Origin of the sequence: Cellulomonas bogoriensis 69B4 = DSM 16987 (genome assembly GCF_000767165.1) — a bacterium.
In the GTDB taxonomy this organism is placed as follows: Bacteria; Actinomycetota; Actinomycetes; order Actinomycetales; family Cellulomonadaceae; genus Actinotalea; species Actinotalea bogoriensis.
Genome location: NZ_AXCZ01000379.1, coordinates 1 through 885 on the forward strand (window position 1 = coordinate 1; position 885 = coordinate 885).

The following is an 885-nucleotide window of genomic DNA, read 5'->3' on the forward strand; positions in this document are numbered from 1 at the left end:
CCCGACGGACGCCCGGGCGGGCCCAGCCCACCACCGCCCGGCCACCCGGGGTGCGGGTCACCGCACGCGCACGCGAGCGCAACGCCACCACCTGCCCGGACAACGCCATGTGCCCACGGTAACGACCCGCACCCTCAGCGGCTGCACCATCCGGGCCGGCACCGTGCGAATCGGCACCGTGCGAACCGGCACCGTCCAGGGCCGAGTCGCTCACACGCGGTCGCGGCGGGCACGTCGCCGGTCGCGCAGGGACGCCACCGACCACTGGGCACGCCACCGGTGCCGTCGGGGCACCGCCTCCTGCATGGCAGCCACCGCGGCGTCGACCTGACGCCAGTAGGCCTCCACCTGGTCCTGGCCCGGCTCCCCCGGACCGAACACCACCGCGTCGGCGCCCGCCGCCAGGCCCACGACCGGGCCCGAGATCGCACTGGACCGCCGGCTCGAGGACGGCTCACCGGCAGGCGCGAACGCCCCCACCAGCTCGACGGCGACCTCGCGCCGGGTCGCGGCACGCGGCGCCGGGCGACCCAGGTCCCGTGCCTGGTCCAAGAGCTCGTCCCACCCGCCCGAGACCCGGCCCACCATGGACGGCGCCGACCGTCGGCGCACGCGACGTCGCCGCTTGGCCGTCGCGATCAGCAGCAGCGGCAGCACCAGCAGCAGCAAGGGCACCCCCACCGTGGCTCCGAGCAGCACCACCGACGCCCAGTCGACCCCGGACCGGTCGTCCTCACCGGTGTCCTCGGTGCGCGCCTGCTCGGTGTCGTCGTCCGGTGGGTTCACCGGGTCCGGCTGCGGCGGCGGTGGCTGCACCACCTGGGGCTGCGGCTCGGACTGCTCGGTCGGGGTGTCCTCCCGGGGGGTGCGGCTCTCGTCGGGGGT

General features: G+C 76.6%; 1 pseudogene. It reads right to left on the reverse strand.

Annotated elements, in window-relative coordinates:
• Positions 1 to 210: 210 nt before the first annotated feature.
• Positions 211 to 885 (reverse strand): annotated as a pseudogene (locus N869_RS18130) (transglutaminase domain-containing protein); the annotation flags it as partial.